Origin of the sequence: Acrocarpospora corrugata (assembly GCF_009687845.1) — a bacterium.
GTDB lineage: Bacteria > Actinomycetota > Actinomycetes > Streptosporangiales > Streptosporangiaceae > Acrocarpospora > Acrocarpospora corrugata.
The window spans coordinates 88,021-107,007 of sequence record NZ_BLAD01000047.1 but is presented as its reverse complement, the minus strand read 5'-3'; the positions used below and the strand labels follow the sequence as shown (position 1 = coordinate 107,007).

The 18,987-nt window shown below is 71.0% G+C and carries 17 protein-coding genes; 10 read left to right on the top strand and 7 right to left on the bottom strand.

Annotation, left to right across the window (positions count from 1 at the left end):
* Positions 1–3: 3 nt before the first annotated feature.
* The 3 genes from Acor_RS14820 to Acor_RS14810 are packed head-to-tail and all read right to left on the bottom strand — an operon-like array spanning position 4 to position 2,264.
* On the bottom strand, positions 4–570 hold the full coding sequence (locus tag Acor_RS14820; RefSeq protein ID WP_155337211.1) for a carboxymuconolactone decarboxylase family protein: 567 nt from the start codon (positions 568–570) through the stop codon (positions 4–6).
* Positions 570–1,478, bottom strand: coding sequence for a cupin domain-containing protein (locus tag Acor_RS14815; RefSeq protein WP_155337210.1), 909 nt, complete (start codon positions 1,476–1,478; stop codon positions 570–572). Before Acor_RS14815 ends, Acor_RS14820 begins: the two co-directional genes overlap by 1 nt.
* 21 nt (positions 1,479–1,499) lie before the next feature.
* Positions 1,500–2,264, bottom strand: coding sequence for an HpcH/HpaI aldolase family protein (locus Acor_RS14810; protein ID WP_155337209.1), 765 nt, complete (start codon positions 2,262–2,264; stop codon positions 1,500–1,502).
* A 248-nt stretch (positions 2,265–2,512) separates the two neighbouring features.
* Here Acor_RS14810 and Acor_RS14805 point away from each other — a divergent pair, with 248 nt between their 5' ends.
* The 9 genes from Acor_RS14805 to Acor_RS14765 all read left to right on the top strand — a co-directional run bounded on the left by Acor_RS14805 (position 2,513) and on the right by Acor_RS14765 (position 10,601).
* Positions 2,513–3,304, top strand: coding sequence for an IclR family transcriptional regulator (locus Acor_RS14805; protein ID WP_170316938.1), 792 nt, complete (start codon positions 2,513–2,515; stop codon positions 3,302–3,304).
* Positions 3,305–3,429: 125 nt separating this feature from the next.
* Complete coding sequence (locus tag Acor_RS14800; protein WP_155337207.1) at positions 3,430–4,482, top strand: extracellular solute-binding protein; 1,053 nt, start codon at positions 3,430–3,432, stop codon at positions 4,480–4,482.
* 3 nt (positions 4,483–4,485) lie between these two features.
* A complete protein-coding gene (locus tag Acor_RS14795; RefSeq protein WP_155337206.1) occupies positions 4,486–5,394 on the top strand; it encodes an ABC transporter permease in 909 nt (302 codons plus the stop codon).
* Positions 5,391–6,182 (top strand): ABC transporter permease, encoded by a 792-nt coding sequence (locus Acor_RS14790; protein WP_155337205.1) that lies wholly within the window; start codon positions 5,391–5,393, stop codon positions 6,180–6,182. The genes Acor_RS14795 and Acor_RS14790 overlap by 4 nt, the downstream gene beginning before the upstream one ends.
* The gene (locus tag Acor_RS14785; protein ID WP_155337204.1) at positions 6,179–7,270 is read left to right on the top strand and encodes an ABC transporter ATP-binding protein; all 1,092 of its coding nucleotides are present in this window, start codon (positions 6,179–6,181) and stop codon (positions 7,268–7,270) included. Before Acor_RS14790 ends, Acor_RS14785 begins: the two co-directional genes overlap by 4 nt.
* A 16-nt stretch (positions 7,271–7,286) precedes the next feature.
* The gene (locus tag Acor_RS14780) at positions 7,287–8,216 is read left to right on the top strand and encodes a DUF6282 family protein (protein WP_218034286.1); all 930 of its coding nucleotides are present in this window, start codon (positions 7,287–7,289) and stop codon (positions 8,214–8,216) included.
* Positions 8,213–9,013: an N-acyl homoserine lactonase family protein gene (locus tag Acor_RS14775; RefSeq protein WP_155337203.1), complete on the top strand. Its 801-nt coding sequence runs from the start codon at positions 8,213–8,215 to the stop codon at positions 9,011–9,013. The genes Acor_RS14780 and Acor_RS14775 overlap by 4 nt, the downstream gene beginning before the upstream one ends.
* A complete protein-coding gene (locus tag Acor_RS14770) occupies positions 9,010–9,819 on the top strand; it encodes an SDR family NAD(P)-dependent oxidoreductase (RefSeq protein ID WP_155337202.1) in 810 nt (269 codons plus the stop codon). Before Acor_RS14775 ends, Acor_RS14770 begins: the two co-directional genes overlap by 4 nt.
* A gap of 2 nt (positions 9,820–9,821) precedes the next feature.
* On the top strand, positions 9,822–10,601 hold the full coding sequence (locus Acor_RS14765) for a carboxymuconolactone decarboxylase family protein (protein WP_218034285.1): 780 nt from the start codon (positions 9,822–9,824) through the stop codon (positions 10,599–10,601).
* A gap of 14 nt (positions 10,602–10,615) precedes the next feature.
* On the opposite strand, the gene Acor_RS14760 is transcribed toward Acor_RS14765, so the two are convergent.
* Positions 10,616–10,756 carry a hypothetical protein gene (locus tag Acor_RS14760; protein WP_155337201.1) on the bottom strand — a complete coding sequence of 47 codons (141 nt, stop codon included), beginning with the start codon at positions 10,754–10,756 and terminating at the stop codon, positions 10,616–10,618.
* Between the two features lie 76 nt (positions 10,757–10,832).
* On the bottom strand, positions 10,833–11,807 hold the full coding sequence (locus Acor_RS14755; protein WP_155337200.1) for an NAD(P)-dependent alcohol dehydrogenase: 975 nt from the start codon (positions 11,805–11,807) through the stop codon (positions 10,833–10,835).
* 433 nt (positions 11,808–12,240) lie between these two features.
* On the opposite strand from Acor_RS14755, the gene Acor_RS14750 reads away from it, so the two are divergent.
* Positions 12,241–16,626, top strand: coding sequence for a glycosyl hydrolase family 95 catalytic domain-containing protein (locus Acor_RS14750; RefSeq protein ID WP_174876147.1), 4,386 nt, complete (start codon positions 12,241–12,243; stop codon positions 16,624–16,626).
* Between the two features lie 60 nt (positions 16,627–16,686).
* Here the strand turns inward: Acor_RS14750 and Acor_RS14745 are convergent, their stop codons facing one another.
* Entirely contained in the window at positions 16,687–17,766 is a 1,080-nt protein-coding gene (locus Acor_RS14745; RefSeq protein ID WP_155337199.1) for a DUF5685 family protein, read from the bottom strand.
* A 20-nt stretch (positions 17,767–17,786) separates the two neighbouring features.
* Positions 17,787–18,902, bottom strand: a complete 1,116-nt coding sequence (locus Acor_RS14740; protein ID WP_155337198.1) for a winged helix DNA-binding domain-containing protein — start codon at positions 18,900–18,902, stop codon at positions 17,787–17,789.
* Positions 18,903–18,987 lie beyond the last annotated feature (85 nt).

The window sequence follows — 18,987 nt, the reverse complement described above, 5'->3', positions numbered from 1 at the left end:
CTTTCACGGGCTGGGCGGCGTGACGCCGAAGACGGCGAGCTGCGTGGCCGTGAGCAGGTAGTAGCCGACGAGCACGGTGATCTCGAACAGGCCCTGCGCCCCGAGCAGGGCGACCGCCTGCCCGTAGGCGGCCTCGTCGAGGTCACCGGAGTCGATCAGAGTGCGGGTGACCGTGTACGCGACGAGTTCCCGCTCGTCGGTCAGGCCCGGGTCGCGGCCCGCGCACAGGTTCTCGATCTCGGTCTCGGAGAGCCCCGCGCCGGGCGCGGTGAGGCGGTGGGCGTAGATCTCGTACGGGCTGTCGCGGTGCTGGGCGACCAGGAACGTGACGATCTCCCTGATCCGGTGGCTGACCGACAGGTCGAACCTGATGGCCTCGCCGAGCATCTCGAACGCCTCGCCGAGGGCGGGACTGAGCAGCCAGGCGTTGGTGGGCCCCAGCAGCCGGCCCGCCTCGTCGACGATCGGGTACGGCGTCCTGCCGACCCGCCGCCCGCCGGTCAGCCGCTCGTAGATGGCCCACTGCCGGGCGGTCAGCTCACTGGTCTCGAACAGCCGGAGCCTGCTCATCACGCCTCGCCCGGCATCGGATAGTCGGCCGCGTTCAGCACCCAGCCGTCCATCCGCGAGAAGTCCAGCCGGGGCGGCGCGAAGATGTCGATCAGATGGTTGACGCCCGCGCCGACCGCCTGGCTGGTGTGCAGCGCCGGCGGCGGGATGACGGTGAGCGACGGGCTGCCGCAGCGCTCGTGCTGGTCGTCTCGCCACTCGCTCAGATCCGTGCCCCACGGCCAGCGCAGGTGGTGGACGTAGTCGCCCTCCAGGACCAGCGAGCACTGCTCGAAGTCGTCGTGCTTGTGCGGGGACATGCGGGTGGTGTCGCGCGGGCCGGTCCGCGGGTGGATGTAGTTCACCATGAACGTCGAGCACCGGAAGAGCCGGAACGGCGGTTCGGCCAGGCCCGGCACGTCCAGGTCGTAGGTGCGCAGCCGGGGGCCGCCGGCCGGGTCGGGCCAGGCGGTCAGGGGGGCGACGTTGGGGTGCGGTTCGCGGTAGGACTCGGCGTTGGCGGCGGCGGCCCATGGCGGTGCGGTGCGCGCGGTGAAGATCGTGACCACCCGGCCGTGGCCGCTGAGCCGTACCGTGGCCTGGGCCGGGGGGAGGAAGCTGAGGGTTCCGCCGGGGACTTCCGTGGTCTCGCCGTTCAGGCTGATCAGGGCGGTGGTGGTGGTTTCCGGCATCAGGACCGCGGACTCGTCGCCGCCGCCGGGGAGGGTGAACTCGGTTTCGCCGGCCAGGTCGGTGTAGCCGATGACGAGGTGCTGGCTGCGGCCGTACCAGGTGCGGGCGCCGCCTTCGGTGGCGGTGGGGGGCAGTTCGTAGAACTTGACGTGGTCGGCGTCGGCGGCGGGACCGGCCGGCGCGGTGGCGGTCGCTCCCGGCAGCGCGGAACGCGCGTCGCTGGGGTCGTAAGGCATGGGAATGGTCTCCTCTGGGGGTTAGTGCAGGGGGAGCGGGCCGGCCGCGGCGCGCAAGTCGGCCGCGGCCTGGCCGAAGATGCCCGCGTCGTTGCTGATCATGACGAAGGTGAAGCCCCGATCGGCCGCCGCCCGGGCGGCGGCGGCGTCGCGGGCCGCGGTGCCGCAGGGCAGGCCGCGGGCCTTGGCGCCGGCGAGCAGGCGGTCGGTGTGCCGCCGCAGGCCGGGATCGTCGGCGGGCAGGCCGGTGGCGAGCGTCAGGTCGCCCATGCCGAGGAAGACGCCGTTCAGGCCGGGAGTGTCCAGGATCTCCTCGGCCTGCTCCAGCGCCCCCGGGTCCTCCAGCTGGGGGATGCGCAGCGTCTCCTCGTCGCCGCGCCTGAGGTATTCGGCGGTGCCGTCGAGCCCCCAGGCGCCGGCGCGGGAGGTGGTGCCCAGGCCCCGGGTGCCGCGCGGCGGGAAGAGCATGCCGCCGATCGCGCGCTCGGCGTCGGCGCGGCCGGTGACGTGCGGCACCAGGATGCCGTCCGCGCCGGTGTCCAGCACGCGCTGCAGGTGGCTGCCGCCCGCGTCGGGAACCCGGACCAGGGCGTGCAGGCCCAGGCCCTGGGCGGTGAGGACGGCCCGGTAGGCCGACTCCAGGCTGATCGGGCTGTGCTCCATGTCGACCACGACGAAGTCGAAGCCCGCGCGGGCCAGCAGTTCGACGGTCTCCAGCGCCGGGATCTTCACCCAGGTGCCGACCAGGCACCGGCCGGCGTCGCGAAGCCGTTCAAGCATGCGCATGGAGGTCTCCTGTCCATCTCTCGTGTCACCGCTATGCGGGATGGATGTCCTGCATGTCGGGATCGGCTTGACCGTAGGCTTTGGCGACGAACCGCGTCAAGAGCCCCATACGGCGCAAAAGTTTCCCAGGTGAAATGTTCTGGAAATCTTGACGCACCCCAAAGGGCGTGCCCTACAGTCCGGCGTATCGGATAAGTGGACAGCCGCCCCGAAGTACGGGACAGAACGCATATTGGAGGGCCCGCGCAGTGGCATCCCACCTTGAGGAGACCAAGCCCGCGAAAGAGGGGCTGGACATACCCAGCGGTGACATCCAGGTCGTCGCCCGGGTGGTGCAACTGCTGCGGCTGCTCGGCGAGGCCGGGAGCATCGACCTGGTCTCGGCGGCACAGGAGCTGCAGGTCGGCAAGTCCACGGCCCACCGCTACCTGGCCTCCATGGAGAATCACGGGCTGCTGCAGCGCCGCAGCCGCAACCGCTACGAGTTCGGCACGCTGCTGGCCGAGCTGGGCACGATGGCGCTGTCCCGGCTGGGCGTGGTCAACCTGGCCAGGCCGGTGATGGAACAGGTCAGCCTCCGGGTCCGGCACACGGTCGTGCTCAGCATCTGGAACGGCCGGTGCCCGGTGGTGGCCCAGGTCCACGAGGACAGCAGCCGCACCGCCCACGTCGTCATAAGGGTCGGCAGCACGCTGCGGGCCGGGACCGCCCAGGACTGCGTGTTCCGCGCGTTCCAGGACGAGTCCTTCCACCGCCACTACCGCGAAAGACCCGCGGACCTCGCCCAGGACCCGGTCGGCGGGCTGGAGGAGGTGCGCCGCAGCGGCGTCGCGATCCGGTCCAGCTCCTCGGAGGGCGTGCGCGCGGTCGCCGTGCCCGTCCGGGACGCCGGCGGGATGGTCGTCGCCACCCTGGCCGTGGTCGGCGTGACCTCGCTGGTGCCCGAGGAGGACGACAGCGACGTGGTGATGGTCCTGCGCGACGGCGCGCGGGCCATCACCCAGGCGCTGCGGGCCTCGCTCGAAGTCGCGGGCGACTGACCACTCAAGCCGGATCGGCCCCAGGGCCGGAACGGTCACAAACAAGCGGGTGATCGGGGGCGAACCCGGGATCATCCGACGCTCTGCGCGAGCGCGATGATCTATCGCTCTAGAAAGGCAAGAACATGAGGCATGAACACCTGCGCACCCTGCTGGTGACCGGCGCGCTCCTGGCCGCCACGGCGGCCTGCGGCGGCCAGAGCGGAACCGAGGCCGCGGCGAAGACCCTGACCTGGGCGAGCACCGGCGGCCAGTTCCAGGCCGATGAGAAGAAGGCCCTTCAGGAGCCCTTCACCGCCAAGACGGGCACCACCTTCGTCAATGTCAGCCCCGCCGAACCGGCCCAGGTCAAGGCCATGGTGGCGGCCGGCAAGACGACCTGGGACCTGGCCAACATGAGCTGGATCTACGCCGGCGCGTACTGCGGCGAACTGTACGAGAAACTCGACGACCCGAGCCTGGACCGGAGCAAGTTCCCCCCGGGCACCACCCACGACTGCTTCGTCCCCACCTACCGGTACGCGAACGTCTTCAGCTACAACGCCGACGACTACAAGGCCGACCCGCCCACCAAGATCGACGACTTCTTCGACGTGGCCCGCTTCCCCGGCAAGCGGATCGTCCAGGACTACCCCAAGAGCGGCCTGCTGGAAGCCGCCCTGATCGCCGACGGGGTGGCCCCCGACCAGGTCTACCCGCTGGACCTGGACCGGGCCTTCCGAAAACTCGACACCATCAAGGACTCGCTGGTCTTCGCGCCCAGCTACGGCGCCGTGCAGCAGATGCTGGTGGACCGCCAGGGCTCGATGGTGATCACCGTGACCGCCCGGTCGATCGTGACCGCCCAGAGCGGCGCCAACCTGAAGGCGGTGTGGGACTTCACCACCACCGACATCGGCGCCCTGGTGATCCCGAAGGGCTCGCCCAACAAGGCCCTGGCCCAGCAGGGCATCGCCTTCGTGACCGAGCCGGCCCAGGCCAAGGCGTACGCCGAGCTCACCGGAACCGCGCCCGCGCGGACGGACGTGGACATCTCCAGCATCGCCTACAGCGACCTGCAGAAGTCCTTCAACGCCTTCCTGCCCGACCGCGGCCGGCTGCTGGAGCAGGACAAGCCGTGGTGGATCGCCAACACCGACGCCGTCGTGAAGCGCTGGACGAGCTGGAAGGTCAGCTAGCCGATGCCGGCCATCACCACCGCCGCCGCTCCGGAGGCCCCGCCGTCGCCCGCACCGGGCGGCCGGCGGCGGGCCGCGGGACCGCTGCTCCTGCTGCCCGCCCTGGTGGCGCTGACCCTGTTCTTCGTGCTGCCGCTGCTGAGCATCCTGCTGGACAGCTTCACCGACCCCGAGCCCGGCCTGGGCAACTACGCCTCGCTCTTCACCGACGGCTACACGCTGCGGGTGCTGGGGCGCACGCTGCTGGTGGCGCTGGTGGTCACGGTGGCCGGGGTGACGCTGGCCTACCCGTACGCGTACATGATGACGCTGGCCGGGCAGACCGCGCGGGCGGTGATGATCACGGTCGTGCTGGTGCCGTTCTGGACCAGCATGCTGGCCCGCAACTTCGCCTGGATGGTGCTGATGCAGGACGGCGGCGTGGTGCAGGGCCTGCTCGGCCTGGTCGGGCTGGGCGAGGTCACCCTGCTCGGCACGACCACCGCAGTGGCCATCTCGATGACGCAGGTGCTGCTGCCGTTCATGGTGCTGCCCATGTTCAGCGTCATGCAGCAGATCGACCGGCGGCTGCTGCTGGCCGGGCAGAGCCTGGGCGCCAGCCGGCTGGCCACGTTCCGCAAGGTGTACTTCCCGCTCTCGCTGCCGGGCGTCGCCGCGGGCGCGTCGCTGGTCTTCGTGCTGGCGCTCGGCTTCTACGTCACCCCCGCCCTGCTCGGCTCGCCGCAGAGTTCGCTGATCGCCCAGGTGATCAGCGTACGGACCCGGGAGCTGCTCGACTTCGGGGGAGCCGGCGCGATGGGCGTCTTCATGCTGGTGGTCACGCTGGCGGTGCTGGCCGCCAGCCGCCGCCTGACCGGTCCCGGCGCCGCCGCCGGCGCGGCCCACGCGATAGCCGGAAGGAACGACCGATGACCGCCCGCCCCTGGCTGAAGATCGTCGCGGTGCTGATCGGGCTCTTCCTGACCGTGCCGACGATGGTCGTCCTCCCGATGAGCTTCTCCTCGGCCAAGACCTTCAGGTTCCCGCCCGAGGGCTGGTCCCTGGAGTGGTACGAGCGGCTGTTCACCTCGCCCGAGTGGACCGTCGCCATCCAGAACTCGCTGCAGGTGGGGCTGATCACGGCGGTGTTCGCCACCGTGCTCGGCACCGCCGCCGCGATCGGCGTGACCCGGCTGGGCGAACGCGCCCGAGGGCTCGCCGTCGGGTTCCTGCTGTCGCCGATCATCATCCCCAACATCCTGATCGCCCTGGTGATCTTCTCGGCCTTCCTGCGGCTCGGCCTCACCGGCAGCCTGTTCGGCATCGCGCTCGCGCACACCGCGCTGGCCCTGCCGTTCGTGGTGATCGCGGTGACGGCGCGGCTGCAGGGCATGGACCCGGCCCTGCAGAAGGCGGGCGGCAGCCTCGGCGCGACCCCGTTCTCGGTCTTCAGGAAGGTCACCCTCCCGCTGGCCATGCCGGGCGTGCTCTCCGGCGCGGTCCTGGCGTTCGTCACCTCCTTCGACGAGGTCGTGATCGCGCTGTTCCTGCAGTCGCCCACGGCCATCACCCTGCCCGTGCAGATGTTCAACAGCGTGACCGTGCAGATCGACCCGACCATCTCGGCCGCCTCCAGCCTCATGGTGCTGGTGGTCAGCGTGCCCATCCTGCTCGGGCAGGTGATCGGCGCGCGCCGAGGAAGAAGAGGAACACCGCGATGACCACTCCCACCTCCGACGGCGGGCGGATCGAACTCACCAGCCTGTGCAAGCGGTACGGCTCCGGCCCGCTGGTCGTGGACGACGTGACCCTCGACATCGCCTCCGGCGAGTTCCTCACCCTCCTCGGCCCCAGCGGATCGGGCAAGACCACCACCCTCAACATGATCGCCGGGTTCACCGACGTGACCTCCGGCGGCATCCGGCTCGGCGGGCGCGACATCGCGCCGCTCCCGCCGCACAAGCGGAACTTCGGCATGGTCTTCCAGAACTACGCCCTGTTCCCGCACATGACCGTGGCCCAGAACATCGCCTTCCCGTTGCGCGAGCGCCGCGTCCCCAAAGCCGAGATCGCGCGGCGGGTGGCGGAGGTGCTGGAACTGGTGGACCTGACCGGCATGGACGGCCGCCGCCCCGACGAACTCTCCGGCGGGCAGCAGCAGCGGGTCGCGCTGGCCAGGGCCGTCGTCTTCTCGCCCAGCGTGCTGCTGCTGGACGAGCCGCTCAGCGCCCTGGACCGCAAGCTCAGGCAGAGCCTGCAGCAGGAGATCAAGCGGCTGCACCAGGAGCTCAAACTCACCTTCGTCTTCGTCACCCACGACCAGGACGAGGCGATGTCGCTCTCGGACCGCATCGCCGTCTTCAACGACGGGCGGATCGAGAAGGTGGGCACCCCCGCCGACCTCTACCGCAACCCCGGCACCCGGTTCGTGGCCCGCTTCCTGGGCGAGTCGAACCTGTTCGACGGGAGCCCGCGGCCGGGCGGCGGCTACGAGTGGCACGGCTGCAAATGGGCCGCCGACGACAGCGCGCCACCCGGGCACGACCTGGTCGTACGCCCAGAACGGCTGCGCCTGGCCGGCACGCCCGGCGAGGTGCCCGAGCGGGCCAACCGGGTGCCCGCGACCGTGACCGGCCTCTACTTCCAGGGCACCCACCAGCGGGTCGAACTCGACTACGGCCACGGCAGCACCGGCAGCGCCGTGCTCCCGCCCGACGCCACCGGGGCCGAGCTCCGGCCCGGCGGCGGCGTGATCGCCTACTGGGATCCCGGCCACCAGGTTCTGGTGACCAGGGATCCCCGCACTTGAGAAACAAGGAGAACTGATGACCCTGCTCGACCCCGAGCTGGACGGCGACCGGCTGGACGCCGACCCGGAAGCCGACGCCCTGCTGGTGGGGGCCGTGGACCTGCACCAGCACCCCGGCCCCAGCCCGTTCCCGCGCCGGATGACCATCCTCGACGCGGCCAGGGACGCGGCCGGCGCGGGCTTCAAGGCCATCGTCGCCAAATCCCACCACCACAGCATGGTCACCGACATCCTGGCGCTCGGCCCGGCCGGGCTCGACGACCTGCCCATCGCGGTACGCGGCGGCGTCGCGCTCAACCGGAGCGTCGGCGGCCTCAATCCGTACGCGGTCGAGCTGGCCCTGCGGATGGGCGGGCGGGTGGTGTGGTTCCCCACGCTCTCCTCGGCCGCGCACATCCAGCACCATGCCGCGCACGACACCGGGTTCCCCACCCCCACCGTCGCGCTGCGCGCCGACACGGTGATCACCATTCTCGGCGAGGACGGCGAAGTGCTGCCCGAGGTGCGCGACATCCTGTCCGTCATCGCGGCCGAGCGGGCCGTGCTGACCTGCGGCCACCTGGGCGTGGCGGAGACCAGCAAGCTGATCGGGGCGGCCCGGCAGGAGGGGGTGGACCGAATCCTGGTCAACCACCCCTGCTTCGTGGTGGGCGCCTCCACCGAGCAGGCCGCGGAGTGGGCCCGCCAGGGCGCGCACATCGAGCACTGCCTGGTGATGTACTTCGGCCGCCCGGAACGCCGCCGCGACCTCGGCGAGCTGCTGGCGTTCATCAAGGCCGCCGGTCCCGCACAGACCGTGCTGTCCTCCGACTCCGGCCAGAAGACCAACCCGCTGCCGGTGACGCTGTTCCGGCGCGGCGCGCGCGGCCTGCTCGACGCCGGCCTGCCCGAGGACGACATCCGCCGCATGCTCGGGGCGAACGCCGGCGCCCTGCTCTTCCCATGACCGGCGCGGCGAGCTACGAGGTGCTCGCGATCCGGTACGCCACCCGTACCGGTTCCCGCGCCGAGATGTTCCTCAACCACCATGTGTACGGCGAGCCGGACGGCCCGATCGACATGGACTTCTACCTCTGGGTGGCCAGGAACGAGCAGCACACGGTCGTGATCGACACCGGGTACGCCGCCGCGGGCCCCACCAAGCGGAAACAGCGCACCGAGCTGGCCGAGCCGATGGCCGCCCTGGCCGCCCTGGGGGTGCGCCCCGAGGACGCGCCGCAGGTCATCGCCACCCACGCGCACTACGACCACATCGGCAACCTGGCCGCCTTCCCCGAATCGGAGATCGTGATGGGCCGCGCCGAGTTCGACTTCTGGACCGGGCCGTACGCCGGGCGGCGTCAGTTCGCGTACACGACGGAGGCCGCCGAGCTGGCCCACCTGGGGGACATCCGCGACCAGGGGCGCGCCACCTTCGTGGATCGGGCGGTGACCGTCGCCCCCGGCATCGAGGTGGTGCCCGTCGGCGGGCACACCCCCGGGCAGCTCGTCGTCCTGGTGGCCGTCGAGGGCGGGCAGGCCATTCTCACCTCCGACGCCGCCCACTTCTACGAGGAGATCGAGCTGGACCGGCCGTTCACCTACCTGACCGACCTGGCGGACACCTACCGCGCGTACGAGCTGCTGCGCGAGATGGCCGCCGATCCCGGCCGAGTGCTGGTGGCCGGGCACGACCCGGACGTGCTGCGCCGTTTCCCGCTCCTGGACGGCGCGGGCGGCCAGGTCGCCCGCGTGACGCCATGACCGGCGGGAGGTTCGCCGGGAAGGTGGCCGTCGTCACGGGCGGCGGCAGCGGGATCGGCGCCGCCAGCGCGCGCCGCCTCGCCCGGGAGGGGGCGTACGTCGTGGTGGCCGACGTCGACGGCGAGTCGGCGGCCAGGGTGGCGGGCGAGCTGCCGGGGGAGGCGGTGGCGGTGACCGCCGACGTCTCCACCGAAGCCGGGGTGGACGCCTACATCCGCGCGGCCGTGGATCGTTTCGGGCGGATCGACCTGCATCATCTGAACGCCGGGGTGCTCGGCACAATGGCGCCCCTGCCCGACGTCGACCCCGCCGACTTCGATCACGTGATCGCGGTGAACCTGCGCGGATCCTTCCTCGGACTGCGCGCCGCCTTCCGCCGCTACCGGGAACAGGACGGCGGCGGGGCCGTCGTCGTCACCGCGTCGATCTCCTCGCTGCGGGGGGCCGATGACCAGCTGCCGTACCAGACGTCCAAGCACGGACTGCTGGGCCTGGTGCGCGGCGCCGCCATGTACGGCGGGCCGCGGGGAATCCGGGTGAACGCGGTCGCCCCCGGACTGATCCCCACCGGCATCTTCGCCGCCTCCGGCCACGCCGACCGCGCCCAGACCCTGGCGCTGCGCGGCGGCACCACCCCGATGCGGCGCGTCGGCACCGTGGACGAGATCGCCGGCGTCGTCGCGTTCCTGCTCGGCGAGGACGCCTCCTACGTCACCGGGGAGGTCGTCTCCGCCGACGGCGGCGCGTTCATGGTAAACACCGTGGTCCGCTCCGGCGGCTCGGGCGCCTGGACCCCACAGGACTGACATTGCTCACAAGAGAGAAGGACACGATGGCGCTCACGCCACGCCTGCAGGAGATCAAGGACGAGTTCGTGCGGGTCCGCGGCACCTGGGGGGACGCGTGGGAGCACATCCTGCGCCTCGACGCCGGCTTCCTGGAGTCCTACCTGCGCCTTTCATCCGTGCCGTGGCGCAGAGAGGTGCTCCCCCCGGTGGTCAAGGAGTTCATCTACATCGCCGCCGACGCCGCCGCCACCCACCTGTACACACCCGGCATCCGCCAGCACGTCCGCGCCGCCCTGGCCCACGGCGCGACAGCCGAGGAGATCATGGAAGTGCTGGAACTCACCAGCACACTCGGCATCCACGCCGCCAACATCGGCGTGCCCCTACTCCTGGAAGTCCTGGAAGAGGAGGGCCTGCGCACCGGCCCCGCCCCCCTCGACGACCGCAGAGAATCCCTGAAAGCCGCCTTCACCGAACGCCGCGGCTACTGGCACACCTTCTGGGACGGCCTCCTGGAACTCGACCCCGACCTCTTCGAGGCCTACCTCGACTTCTCCGGCGTCCCCTGGACCACCGGCGTCCTGGAACCCAAAATCAAGGAATTCGTCTACATCGCCTTCGACGCCTCCGCCACCCACCTGTACGCCCCCGGCCTCAAACTCCACATGCGCAACGCCATCGGCTACGGCGCCACAGCCGAGGAGATCATGGAAGTACTGGCCATCGTCAGCGTCATCGGCATCCACGCCGCCACCGTCGCGGCCCCCATCCTCGCCGAGGAACTCGCCGCGACCCGCTGAAGCGCCGGGCCGGATCACGGCAGGCCGATCCGGTCCAGGCGGTGGCGGATCACGGCCATCGCGTCGTCGGCGCTCCGCTGCCCCAGGAGGACGCCGGTTCCGATTGTGCCGGGCGTCGGCCATGCCGTACCGCTGGAACGGCCTGATCTTGTCAATGAGCGCATCCTCACCCTGGCCGAGAATGCGGCCGTCTCCGGTGCGGATGGCGGATGAGCGACTTCGTCACTCCGGTCAGACGGTGACGATGACCTTGCCGGCGGGGTGGCCTTCGGCGAGGTAGCGGATCGCGCTGGAGGTGTCGGCCAGGGGGTAGGTGCGGTCGATGACCGGGGTGACCGCGCCGGATTCGATCAGCCGTCCCAGTTCCTCCAGTTCCTGGGCGCGCTCCCTGGAGGCCAGGCCGCGCAGGTGCTGGCTGGTGAACAGGGTCATCAGGGGTGCGCGCAGCTGGCGGGTGTAGCCGCCGAGCAGCCCGCCGGCGTCATGCCCGCCGCCGGTCAGCACCAGCGTTCCGCGGGGGGTCAGGGCGCGCCGCAGCAGTGGCAGCGGGCGGCACCCCGCGATGTCGATGATCACGTCGTAGCGTGGCCCGTCGCGGTCGATCTCGTCGCGGGTGTAGTCGATGACCTCGTCGGCGCCGAGCGATCGCACCAGGTCCACCTTGCCGGTGCTGCACACGCCGGTGACGTGCGCGCCGAACTCCTTGGCGATCTGCACCGCGAACGACCCGATGCCGCCGGCCGCGCCGATGATCATGACCCGCTGCCCGGCCTTCACCCGGCCGCCGTCGCGGACGCTCTCCAGCGCGGTCACCCCGGAGATGGGCACCGCCGCGGCCTGCTCGAACGACAGCCTGGGCGGTTTGGCGGCGAGCCGCTGCACCGAGACGGCCGCGTACTCGGCGAACGTGCCGGACGGGCTGGTGCCGTACACCTCGTCCCCTGGCTGCACGTCCCGCACGTCGGGCCCGACCGCCGCCACCACTCCGGCCAGCGCCCGGCCGAGCACCGCCACCTTGGGCCGCCTCAGCCCGAACGCGAGCCGGGCGGCGTACGGCCGGCCGGTCATGCAGACCCACACGCCGGGATCCACCCCGGCGGCACGCACTTGGACCAGCACCTGGCCGGCCCCGATCGACGGCTCGTCGACGTCGCGCAACTGGAGCACCTCGGCTGAGCCGTAGACGTCCTGGGCGATCGCTTTCATGTCGTCCCCCTTTCGATGTACAGAATCTTTGACACGCCGAAAGTATCAAATCCTTTACCTGATGTCTAGAAAGTTTTACATCACCAGCGGTCGGAGGCGAGCATTCAGGCCATGAGAGTTAGCGGACGATACGTCGGATGTCTTGGCCTGGTCAATCAGAGTCGAGCAGAAGATTGTTCTGATTCCCTCCGGTTGTGGAGGGGTGGAACATGCCCAGAATGCTCTCGTAAGGGGGGGTGAGCTGCGGTGGTCAAGTTCCGCCGGGGGAGGCGAGCGGTGGGAGGTGATCACTGACGTCTGATCACGAGTGGGAATACATCGGACCGCGAGTCTTGTTGCGGCCAGATTTCGGTGCTATTTCCTTATTTCGGACCCCATGTGATCGGAGGAATCTGTGATTAACTCTCCTCGGCGAAGATTAGGAATCTCCCTGGTGGCCGCGTTAGCGCTGGCTGTCGGGTTGACCGTACCGGTGCAGGCGCAGGCCGACCCTGAACCCGCCGCCGCCAATGCAGTTCAGACACCCGATGACTTAACCCTGTGGTACGACAAGCCCGCGACCGATTGGGAGACCCAGGCCCTGCCGATCGGCAATGGCCCGTTGGGCGCCAAGGTCTTCGGCGGCGTGGCCACCGAGCAGATCCAGTTCAACGAGAAGACCCTGTGGAGCGGCGGCCCAGGTCAGGCCGGGTACGACTACGGCAACTGGAAGACCCCGCGCCCCGGCGCCATCGCCGAGGTCCAGCAGCAGCTCGACCGGGACGGCCGGATGTCGCCGGACAGCGTGGCGGCCAAGCTCGGGCAGGGCAAGTCCGGTTTCGGCTCGTACCAAACTTTTGGCGACCTGTACCTGGACATCCCCAACGCGCCGCAGAGCACCACCGGCTACCGCCGCGAGCTGAGCCTGCGCGACTCCGTGGCCCGGGTCGGCTACACCGCCGACGGGGTCGCCTACTCCCGCGAGTACTTCGCCAGCAACCCGGGCAACGTGATCGTGGGCCGGCTCTCCGCCGACCAGGGCGGCAAGGTCTCCTTCACGCTGCGGCACACCTCGCCGCGCAACGACAAGACCGTCACCGCCGCCGACGGGCGGCTCACCATCCGCGGCGCGCTGACCTCCAACCGGATGAAGTTCGAGGCCCAGGCCCAGGTGATCGTCCAGGGCGGCACCCGGGTGGACGCCGGGGACCGGATCACGGTGACCGGCGCCGACAGCGCGGTGTTCGTGCTCTCGGCCGGCACCGACTACGCGGAGACGTACCCGGCCTACCGGGGCGAGGACCCGCACGCCGCCGTCACCGCCGCGGTGGACGCCGCCGCGGCCAAGAGCTTCGACCAGCTCAAGGCCGCCCACGTCGCCGACTACCACAAGCTGTTCGACCGGGTGAAGCTGGACCTCGGCCAGACCACGCCCGCGATCCCCACCGACCAGCTCCGCAGGAACTACACCGGCGGCTCCGCCACCGAGGACCGCGCCCTCGAAGCGCTGTTCTTCGCGTACGGCCGGTACCTGCTGATCTCCTCCTCGCGCGAGAACGACATCCTGCCCGCCAACCTGCAGGGCGTGTGGAACAACGTCACCAACCCGCCGTGGGACGCCGACTACCACGTCAACATCAACCTGCAGATGAACTACTGGCTGGCCGAGCAGACCAACCTGCACGAGACCACCAAGCCCTACGACAAGTACATCGCCTCCATGGTCGCCCCGGGCCGCAAGACCGCGCAGGACATGTACGGCGCCCGCGGCTGGGTCGTCAACAACGAGACCAACCCGTTCGGCTTCACCGGCCTGCACAACTACCCGGCCTCGTTCTGGTTCCCCGAGGCCGCGGCCTGGACGACCCAGCACATGTACGACACCTACCGCTTCACCGGCGACGTCGACTACCTGCGCGACACCGCGTACCCGGTGATCAAGGGTGCGGCCGAGTTCTGGCTGGACTTCCTGCACGTCGACCCGCGTGACGGCAAGCTCGTCGTGTCGCCCAGCTTCTCCCCGGAGAACGGCCAGTTCTCGGCCGGCGCCTCGATGTCGCAGCAGATCGTGCACGAGGTCCTCAGCAACGCGCTGGCCTCGGCCAAGAAGCTGAACCTCGACCCCGAGTTCCAGGCCGAGGTCACCACGGCCCTGAGCAAGCTCGACCCCGGCATCCGGATCGGTTCCTGGGGCCAGCTCCAGGAATGGAAGACCGATTGGGACTCGCCCACCGACACCCACCGGCACGTCTCGCACCTGTTCGGCCTGCACCCGGGCAACCAGATCACCGCGGGCACCCCGGCGGGCGAGGCCGCGAAGATCTCCCTGAACGCGCGCGGCGACGGCGGCACCGGCTGGTCCAAGGCCTGGAAGATCAACTTCTGGGCGCGGCTGCTGGACGGCGACCACGCCCACAAGATGCTCGCCGAGCAGCTCAAGTCCTCCACCCTGGACAACCTGTGGGACACCCACCCGCCGTTCCAGATCGACGGCAACTTCGGCGCCACCGCCGGTATCGCCGAGATGCTGGTGCAGAGCCAGCACGACGTGGTGCACGTGTTCCCCGCGCTGCCCAGCACGTGGAAGAACGGCTCGGTGACCGGCCTGCGCGCTCGCGGCGACGTCACCGTCGACGCCGCGTGGAAGGGCGGCGCCCCTGACACGATCACCATCAGGCCCGGCAAGACCGGCCCGATCAAGGTCAAGTCGTCCATCGTCACCGGCCACTACCGGGTCTCCGACGCGCAGGGCAACAGCGTCACCCCGCAGCGCGACGGCGACGTCCTGAGCTGGGAGGCGCAGGCGGGCCAGGCGTACACGATCGAGAACGAGTCCGCCGTCACCCTCAAGGCGCCGGCCGCGGCCTCGCCCGGCGTCCCGTTCGACGCCGAGGTCACCGTCACGGCCATCCGCGAGCGTGAGGTGCCAGCCTCCGACGTGACCCTCACCCTGCCGGCCGGGTGGACCGCCGTGCCGGCTTCCCGGCAGCTGCCGGCCGCCTCGCCCGGTTCCCCCCGCACGGCGACCTTCACCGTCACCCCCGGCCCGGCCAGCGGCTCACGCCAGGCGCAGATCATCGCCAACGTCGCGGGCGAATCCTGGCGCGGCTCGGCTTCGGCCGTGCTCGCCATGACCCCCTGCTTCTCCCCGCCGACCGGCTCGGTGCTGGTCGCCTGGGACCCGAGGCAGGGCGCCACCGTCACCGACTCCTCCGGCAACGGCCGCCACGCCAGCGTCGCCGGCGGCACGGCCACCTACGACAGCACCGCGCCGACCGGCAGTGGGCTGAACCTGACCGGTTCCACCTACCTGGTCACCGGCAACACCCTGCTCGGTTACCTGCCCGAGGCCACGTTCGCGGCCGAGGTGAAGATCGGCGGCACCGGTTACCGGCGCCTGTTCGACTCCCAGCCGTCCGGCAACCCCGGCACCGACGGGATCCTCATCGACGTGACGCCCAGCAACCAGCTGCGGCTCATCGGCGCGGGCGCGGGCGTCACCCTGAACACCGCGCTGCCCACCGGCCGCTGGATCGACCTGGTGGTCACCCTGGACCGGACCGGCCTGATCACCGTCTACGTGGACGGCGAGCAGAAGGCCACCGGCCAGGCCACCTCCGACGGCATCACCGGCTGCACCTCCCGTTCGCTGCGCTTCGCCGCGGACCAGGGCGGCGGCCAGCGCATGACCGGCGGCGTGGACCGCGCCGTCATCATCGCCAAGAAGCTGTCCTCGGCCGAGGTGAAGAACTGGAAGCAGCTGGCCGACAAGTTCGCGCCGGTCACGACCGCGACCACCGACCCGGCGCAGCCGGCCGGCGGCTGGTTCACCGGTGCGGCGCTGGTCTCGCTGTCCGCCGCCGACGAGGCGCAGGGCACCGGGCTCGACCGGATCGAGTACCAGCTCGACGGCGGCGCCTGGACCGGCTACGCCGAGCCGGTCGTCATCACCGGCGACGGCCCGCACACGCTGGCCTACCGCGCCACCGACAAGGCCGGCAATGTCGAGGCCGTCAAGACCCTCGCGGTCAAGGTGGACGCGACCGCGCCGGTGACCACCGCGGAGCCCGCTCCTGGGAACGACGGCGGCTGGCACGGCGACAACGTGCCGGTGGTCCTCACCGCGACGGACGACACCTCCGGCGTGGCGGGCACCGAGTACTCGCTGGACGGCGGCGCCTGGACGCCGTACGCCCAGACGGTCAGCATCACGGGCGAGGGGCAGCACGAGCTGCGGTACCGCTCGACCGACAAGGCCGGGAACGTCGAGGAGATCAAGGCCGTCACGGTCAAGATCGACGACAGCGCGCCCACCGTGCTGATCACCGGTGTCGCCGACGGCACCAGGTACGGCGACAGCCTGGACCTGTCGATCGGCTGGGAGGCCATCGACGCCGGGTCCGGCGTGAAGACGGTGACCGGCACCCTGGACGGGCAGCCGCTCCAGCCCGGGACCGTCCAGTCGCTGTACAAGCTGGCCCTGGGCGAGCACACGCTCGTCGTCACCGCCGTCAACAACGCCGGCAAGCAGACCGTGCAGACGGTGACGTTCTCCGTGTGGACCTCGACGGACGACATCTCCGCGCTGATCGACCGATTCGAGGCCGAAGGCAAGCTCACCGCCGGCGGCGCGGCCAAGCTGCAGGACCGGATCTCCAAGGTGATGGTGTCCGAGGACAAGGGAAGAGAGCGGGACAAGAAGAAGATCGTCAAGAAGCTCGAAAGGTTCGTGGAAACCGTCAACGACCCGAAGAACGTCTCCAACGCCGAGGTGAAGGCCACGCTGCTGCGCGACGCCAACGCGCTGCTCGTCGAGAACGGCGGCACACCGGAGAGCTGACGGTAGCGATCCCAGGTCCCCCGCGGCGCATGCCGCGGGGGACCTTTTTCTTGTACGCCTCTAGCAGTCGCAACTGCAGCAGTCACAACAACCCGAGCAGCCGTCGCCGCACTGCCCGCAGCAGTCGCAGCCGCCGGGGTCGCAGCGCTCACCGCACGACTTGTAGCGGTCCTCGTCCCACGGCGGCCGGTACAGCCCGCAGGTGCAGCAGGACGCCGACACGCACAGCAGCGACAGCAGCCCGCCCGGGTTCGGCTTCAGCCGCGGATCACGCGGCGGCGCCTTGGGGCGCTCCGCCTCGCCGAAGACCCGGTCGACGGCGCGGCCGGTCTCCTTGACCAGCAGCGCGCTGACCAGGTGACGTCGCTCCAGGTCCAGGTCGGCCACCGCGAGGCGCAGTCCGTGCGCGGCGTCGTCGCAGCGCCGCCGCGCGTCGGCCAGATCCGTGCCCGAGGCGATGAGCGGGTTGTAGGCCCCCTGGTCGCGGTCGCGGGCCAGGTCCTCGACGGCGTCCAGCAGGTGGGCCAGGCGGCCGAAGTGGCGTCCGGCCTCCTCCAGCGCCTCCCGGTTGCCCGGCTTGCCGGCCAGCATCGCGGTGTGCCCGAAGGCGGCGGCGACCGCGGCCTCGGTGGGGGCGGTGAGCTGGAGCAGGCGCGGAGCCGGTAGGCGCTCCAGCCGGGTCTGCTCCTGGACGGCCGTGAGCAGCGGGCCGGGGTCGAAGCCGAGGGCGGCAGCCGTACCGGACCCGGCCGCCGACCAGCGGTCGGCCATCCGTCCCGCGCCGGCCGCCACCAGCGGGCGCGCGTAGACGCCGTCGCCGTCCTCGATGTGGTCCCTGAGCTTGCCCGAGGCCAGCAGCAGCGACACGGCCGCCGCCAGCCGTACCCCGCCGGCCGCCACGACGTCGGCCCCCTTGAACCCGCGCAGGGCGCAGGCCGCCGCGCGCCGGTGCGGGGAGGAAACCGGCGCCTGCGCCTCGGTGAGTACGGACACCAGCAAGCCGTCGTAGTTGGTCACCAGCCGGGAGGCGTGCCCGTGCTCGTCCCTGAGCGCCAGGCAGAGCCCGCACAGATGCGCCATCCACTCCTTGAACAGCCCGCCGCACATTCCGTGCCGGCAAGGGCGAACAATCCCGAACATATGCCTCAGCCTGCCAGGCTTCACTTGTCGCGCACTTGCAAACGGCGAGCCTCGGCGATCTGTATGCGGTCGCTCTCGCCGCCGGACAGAAACGATGCCAGCGCCTGCCCCTGGTCGGCCACGGCGGTGCGATCGGTGTGGGAGAAGGTGCGCAGCGGGGTGACGATCACGGTGCCGGCCTCGACGATCCAGGTCGCGGCGACCCGGCCGTCGACCAGGACGACGCGGGTACCGGCCACCGACAGGCCGCGGTGGGCGTCGTCGACGATCCGGCCGCGGTCGTGGTAACCGAGGAGCGCGTTGTCGAACGCCGGCAGGAACCGCACCGGCGCGGGTGTGCCGGGGTCGGGGCGCGGCGCGTCCGGGAGGTCCAGCAGTTCCCGGCCCCGTTCGTCGCGGAAGGCGACCAGCTCCTCGCGTACGGCGGTCACCGCGGCCGGCAGTCCGGCGAGGCCGCACCAGGCGCGCAGGTCGGCCGTGGCGGCGGGGCCGAACGCGGCCAGATAGCGCAGTACCAGCGCTTTGCCGACCGGATCGGTGCCGTCAGGGGCGGGCGGGTCGATGTCGCGCCCCAGCCAGTCGGAGAGCAGGGCGTTGCGCACTCCCGCTCTGGTGCGCCAGAGCCCGCGCGGCGGCAGCTGCGCCGTCGGGACGAGGGCCAGCAGCATTTCGCCCAGCGCCCTCGGCTCCGGCGCCGGCCAGCGCTCGGCCAGGGCCCGCGCCAGCTCGGCCATCGAGCGGGGTTCGCCGTCGGCCAGCACCGCCCGGCCCGCCGCCGCGAGCTCGTCGAGGTCGACCCCGGCCAGCTCGGGCCGGTAGACGCCGAGTACGCGCTGGCGCAGCATGGCGTCGTGGCGGGCCCGCCAGGCCAGGACGTCGTCGGCGGCGACGAGGTGGACGGTGCGGCGCATGAGGTGGGTCCGGACCACGCGCCGCCGTACCAGCAGGTCAGAGAGCACGGCCGGGTCGAACGCGCGCAGCCGGGACCAGAGCCCGACGAACGGTTCCTGCGGCTCCTGCGCCTGCAGGCCGCACACGTGCGCGACGGCGTCCAGGACCGGCAGGTCGGCGCGATCGAGCAGCAGCTGGCGGGCGAGTGTCGCGCGGTTGAGCGCCCGGGTGACGAGAACGGTCATCCGGCGGCACGCTCGCCGGACCTGTCGCGCGTCTTCACGGTGAAGCCGTTCCTTTCGATTTCAGGCAGGATTCGGTCCTTCACGC